This is a genomic window from Bordetella tumbae, assembly GCF_054780995.1.
Genome location: NZ_BAAGVG010000034.1, coordinates 1 through 5837, shown reverse-complemented (window position 1 = coordinate 5837; position 5837 = coordinate 1). Strand labels below are relative to the sequence as shown.

General features: G+C 52.5%; 1 protein-coding gene, 2 tRNA genes and 3 rRNA genes. 5 read left to right on the top strand and 1 reads right to left on the bottom strand.

Going from position 1 to position 5837, the window contains the following annotated elements; genetic code table 11:
- Positions 1-119: 119 nt before the first annotated feature.
- Entirely contained in the window at positions 120-380 is a 261-nt protein-coding gene (locus ACYVI2_RS29240) for a hypothetical protein (protein WP_415822591.1), read from the bottom strand.
- A 68-nt stretch (positions 381-448) separates the two neighbouring features.
- On the opposite strand from ACYVI2_RS29240, the gene ACYVI2_RS29235 reads away from it, so the two are divergent.
- The 5 genes from ACYVI2_RS29235 to rrf form a co-directional block, all read left to right on the top strand.
- Positions 449-1979 (top strand): 16S ribosomal RNA (locus tag ACYVI2_RS29235).
- A 138-nt stretch (positions 1980-2117) separates the two neighbouring features.
- Positions 2118-2194 (top strand) — tRNA-Ile (locus ACYVI2_RS29230).
- A gap of 58 nt (positions 2195-2252) precedes the next feature.
- Positions 2253-2328 (top strand) — tRNA-Ala (locus ACYVI2_RS29225).
- Between the two features lie 316 nt (positions 2329-2644).
- Positions 2645-5529 (top strand): 23S ribosomal RNA (locus tag ACYVI2_RS29220).
- A 212-nt stretch (positions 5530-5741) separates the two neighbouring features.
- Positions 5742-5837, top strand: a 5S ribosomal RNA gene (gene rrf / locus ACYVI2_RS29215); the annotation flags it as partial.

The following is a 5837-nucleotide window of genomic DNA, read 5'->3' as shown; positions in this document are numbered from 1 at the left end:
TTTAAAAAGTGTGTTAATATTTCGGGCTCGGCAGTTGGTGAGGTTAGGGTTAACCCTGATATCCCGAATGACCGAGGCAGTGACTGGGGTGACCTGGTGGCTGTGAGGTGGTGAAGGGTTCAGATCGGTGTGAAATAAATCGATTTGACAGCTTGAAAAAAAGCCTTCATAATCTCGTTTCTCTGCTGCTGACACAGCAGCAGATGCGAAGCGAAAGCGACGCGATGCAGGACCCGCTCTTTAACAACTAAACAACCGATAAGTGTGGGCGCTTGGTAGCGCAGCACGAGCGGCTCCGATTCGTTGGGGTGGCTCGAAAAGCTACAGAAATCAAGCGCACACATTTGAAGTGAAGTACCTTGAATGTCATAGATATTCATCGAACCTCACTTCCTTTGAGTGAAGTGCTGTGACCTTCGGGTTACGGTGCGCGAATTAAACAGAGATTGAACTGAAGAGTTTGATCCTGGCTCAGATTGAACGCTAGCGGGATGCTTTACACATGCAAGTCGAACGGCAGCGCGGACTTCGGTCTGGCGGCGAGTGGCGAACGGGTGAGTAATGTATCGGAACGTGCCTAGTAGCGGGGGATAACTACGCGAAAGCGTAGCTAATACCGCATACGCCCTTTTGGGGAAAGCGGGGGACCTTCGGGCCTCGCACTATTAGAGCGGCCGATATCGGATTAGCTAGTTGGTGGGGTAAAGGCTCACCAAGGCGACGATCCGTAGCTGGTTTGAGAGGACGACCAGCCACACTGGGACTGAGACACGGCCCAGACTCCTACGGGAGGCAGCAGTGGGGAATTTTGGACAATGGGGGCAACCCTGATCCAGCCATCCCGCGTGTGCGATGAAGGCCTTCGGGTTGTAAAGCACTTTTGGCAGGAAAGAAACGGCCTTGGATAATACCTGAGGCAACTGACGGTACCTGCAGAATAAGCACCGGCTAACTACGTGCCAGCAGCCGCGGTAATACGTAGGGTGCAAGCGTTAATCGGAATTACTGGGCGTAAAGCGTGCGCAGGCGGTTCGGAAAGAAAGATGTGAAATCCCAGAGCTTAACTTTGGAACTGCATTTTTAACTACCGGGCTAGAGTGTGTCAGAGGGAGGTGGAATTCCGCGTGTAGCAGTGAAATGCGTAGAGATGCGGAGGAACACCGATGGCGAAGGCAGCCTCCTGGGATAACACTGACGCTCATGCACGAAAGCGTGGGGAGCAAACAGGATTAGATACCCTGGTAGTCCACGCCCTAAACGATGTCAACTAGCTGTTGGGGCCTTCGGGCCTTGGTAGCGCAGCTAACGCGTGAAGTTGACCGCCTGGGGAGTACGGTCGCAAGATTAAAACTCAAAGGAATTGACGGGGACCCGCACAAGCGGTGGATGATGTGGATTAATTCGATGCAACGCGAAAAACCTTACCTACCCTTGACATGTCTGGAATGCCGAAGAGATTTGGCAGTGCTCGCAAGAGAACTGGAACACAGGTGCTGCATGGCTGTCGTCAGCTCGTGTCGTGAGATGTTGGGTTAAGTCCCGCAACGAGCGCAACCCTTGTCATTAGTTGCTACGAAAGGGCACTCTAATGAGACTGCCGGTGACAAACCGGAGGAAGGTGGGGATGACGTCAAGTCCTCATGGCCCTTATGGGTAGGGCTTCACACGTCATACAATGGTCGGGACAGAGGGTTGCCAAGCCGCGAGGTGGAGCCAATCTCATAAACCCGATCGTAGTCCGGATCGCAGTCTGCAACTCGACTGCGTGAAGTCGGAATCGCTAGTAATCGCGGATCAGCATGTCGCGGTGAATACGTTCCCGGGTCTTGTACACACCGCCCGTCACACCATGGGAGTGGGTTTTACCAGAAGTAGTTAGCCTAACCGCAAGGGGGGCGATTACCACGGTAGGATTCATGACTGGGGTGAAGTCGTAACAAGGTAGCCGTATCGGAAGGTGCGGCTGGATCACCTCCTTTAAGAGCGAAGTTGCTGCTACTGAAGCGTCCACGCTTATCGGTTGTTGTTAGATGTATAGCTGGGATCGGTGTTGATTGCGGTGAGGGGGAAGACTCTTCTCCGAGGTCCGTGATTCTGAGTACTGATCCGAAGATTAAGGGTCTGTAGCTCAGTCGGTTAGAGCACCGTCTTGATAAGGCGGGGGTCGTTGGTTCGAATCCAACCAGACCCACCAGGTTTTACTGTGTGCCAAGCGTAGGGTAGAGATGCCTGAGTGAAGCGGATAGGAAAATGGGGGTGTAGCTCAGCTGGGAGAGCGCCTGCTTTGCAAGCAGGATGTCATCGGTTCGATCCCGTTCACCTCCACCATTACTCGGGTTTGATGCCGGGGGGATGGCTGGGATGTAGAGTTCAACAGATAGGTTCGAGGGGAGATTATCTCTTCGGGATTATCTGTTGGGTTTTGCTCAACGAGTTATACATTTGTTCTTTAACAATTAGGAAGAAGCACAACGAAAGCGTTCATGACGTAGTTGGTTTAAATACTGACGAAAGTGAATGCGGGTTGTGATTGCATTAATTTTGTTCCAAGTCTCAAGGTCAATTGAGAGATTGACTGCTTTGAAACTTATGAACGGCACAAACGCGAAACATATCAGCGTCCTATAAGACTCTAGTGTTATAGGATCAAGTGACTAAGTGCACATGGTGGATGCCTTGGCGATCACAGGCGATGAAGGACGTGGTAGCCTGCGAAAAGCTGCGGGGAGCTGGCAAACAAGCTTTGATCCGCAGATGTCCGAATGGGGAAACCCACTGCAGCGATGCAGTATTCCTGGCTGAATACATAGGCCAGCGAAGGCGAACCGGGTGAACTGAAACATCTCAGTAGCTCGAGGAAAAGACATCAACCGAGATTCCGAAAGTAGTGGCGAGCGAAATCGGAAGAGCCTTTACGATTTAGCAGTTCAGGTAATCGAACGGAATGGAAAGTCCGGCCGTAGCAGGTGATAGCCCTGTAGATGAAATCTGGATTGTGGAACTAGGCGTAAGAGAAGTAGGGCGGGACACGTGAAATCCTGTCTGAAGATGGGGGGACCATCCTCCAAGGCTAAATACTCGTGATCGACCGATAGTGAACCAGTACCGTGAGGGAAAGGCGAAAAGAACCCCGGAAGGGGAGTGAAATAGATCCTGAAACCGTGTGCATACAAACAGTAGGAGCCTCCTTGTGGGGTGACTGCGTACCTTTTGTATAATGGGTCAGCGACTTACATTCAGTGGCGAGGTTAACCGAATAGGGAAGCCGTAGCGAAAGCGAGTCCGAATAGGGCGAATCAGTCGCTGGGTGTAGACCCGAAACCAGATGATCTACCCATGGCCAGGTTGAAGGCACGGTAACACGTGCTGGAGGACCGAACCCACTAATGTTGAAAAATTAGGGGATGAGCTGTGGATAGGGGTGAAAGGCTAAACAAATCTGGAAATAGCTGGTTCTCTCCGAAAACTATTTAGGTAGTGCCTCAAGTATTACTGCAGGGGGTAGAGCACTGTTATAGCTAGGGGGTCATGGCGACTTACCAAACTATGGCAAACTCCGAATACCTGCAAGTACAGCTTGGGAGACAGAGCACCGGGTGCTAACGTCCGGACTCAAGAGGGAAACAACCCAGACCGCCAGCTAAGGTCCCGAATTATTGCTAAGTGGGAAACGAAGTGGGAAGGCATAGACAGTCAGGAGGTTGGCTTAGAAGCAGCCATCCTTTAAAGAAAGCGTAATAGCTCACTGATCGAGTCGTCCTGCGCGGAAGATGTAACGGGGCTAAGCAATAAACCGAAGCTGCGGGTGTGTAATTTATTACACGCGGTAGGAGAGCGTTCTGTAAGCCTGCGAAGGTGGCTTGTAAAGGCTGCTGGAGGTATCAGAAGTGCGAATGCTGACATGAGTAGCGATAAAGGGGGTGAAAAGCCCCCTCGCCGTAAGTCCAAGGTTTCCTGCGCAACGTTCATCGGCGCAGGGTGAGTCGGCCCCTAAGGCGAGGCAGAGATGCGTAGCTGATGGGAAGCTGGTTAATATTCCAGCACCGTCGTACAGTGCGATGGGGGGACGGATCGCGGAAGGTCATCAGGGTGTTGGAAGTCCCTGTTGCGACATTAGAGAAGGCGCTTTAGGCAAATCCGGGCGCATGATTCAAGGGTGTTGCACGAGGTCCCATGTGGACCGAAGTGATTGGAAGTGGTTCCAAGAAAAGCCTCTAAGCTTCAGCTGTACGAGACCGTACCGCAAACCGACACAGGTGGACGGGATGAATATTCCAAGGCGCTTGAGAGAACTCAGGAGAAGGAACTCGGCAAATTGATACCGTAACTTCGGGAGAAGGTATGCCCCGGTAGTGTGATGCGCCTGCGCGCAGAGCATGAAGGGGCCGCAGAGAATCGGTGGCTGCGACTGTTTATTAAAAACACAGCACTCTGCCAAGACGAAAGTCGACGTATAGGGTGTGACGCCTGCCCGGTGCCGGAAGGTTAAGTGATGGGGTGCAAGCTCTTGATCGAAGCCCCGGTAAACGGCGGCCGTAACTATAACGGTCCTAAGGTAGCGAAATTCCTTGTCGGGTAAGTTCCGACCTGCACGAATGGCGTAACGATGGCCACACTGTCTCCTCCTGAGACTCAGCGAAGTTGAAGTGTTTGTGATGATGCAATCTCCCCGCGGCTAGACGGAAAGACCCCATGAACCTTTACTGTAGCTTTGCATTGGACTGTGAACCGGCCTGTGTAGGATAGGTGGGAGGCGCTGAACCCGAGTCGCTAGATTCGGTGGAGCCGACCTTGAAATACCACCCTGGTTTGTTTGCGGTTCTAACCTTGGTCCGTGATCCGGATCGGGGACAGTGCATGGTAGGCAGTTTGACTGGGGCGGTCTCCTCCCAAAGTGTAACGGAGGAGTTCGAAGGTACGCTAGGTACGGTCGGAAATCGTGCTGATAGTGCAATGGCATAAGCGTGCTTGACTGTGAGACTGACAAGTCGAACAGGTGCGAAAGCAGGACATAGTGATCCGGTGGTTCTGAATGGAAGGGCCATCGCTCAACGGATAAAAGGTACTCTGGGGATAACAGGCTGATACCGCCCAAGAGTTCATATCGACGGCGGTGTTTGGCACCTCGATGTCGGCTCATCTCATCCTGGGGCTGTAGCCGGTCCCAAGGGTATGGCTGTTCGCCATTTAAAGAGGTACGTGAGCTGGGTTTAAAACGTCGTGAGACAGTTTGGTCCCTATCTGCCGTGGGCGTTGGATACTTGACGGAGCCTGCTCCTAGTACGAGAGGACCGGAGTGGACGTACCTCTGGTGTACCGGTTGTCATGCCAATGGCATTGCCGGGTAGCTAAGTACGGAAGAGATAACCGCTGAAGGCATCTAAGCGGGAAACTCGTCTGAAGATTAGGTATCCCGGGGACTAGATCCCCCTGAAGGGTCGTTCGAGACCAGAACGTTGATAGGTCGGGTGTGGAAGCACAGTAATGTGTTGAGCTAACCGATACTAATTGCCCGTGCGGCTTGATCCTATAACTCTATGGGTTTTATGACCTGATATGAGACAGTAGCGACAAGTGCCGTTTATATAGAAAGAATTCGTCAAACATAACCCCCTGTTGCTCGCCGATCGGTACCCCCCCAACGGAAACCCTCCCTGGGCGGTACCTGACTCGCGCAACACGTCGTGCTTCTTCCAAATTGGGGCCCGTAGGCCTAAACCCTACCGGCCCAACCCCTTACGCCTGACGACCATAGCAAGGTGGTCCCACTCCTTCCCATCCCGAACAGGACAGTGAAACGCCTTCGCGCCGATGATAGTGAACATTCGTTTGTGAAA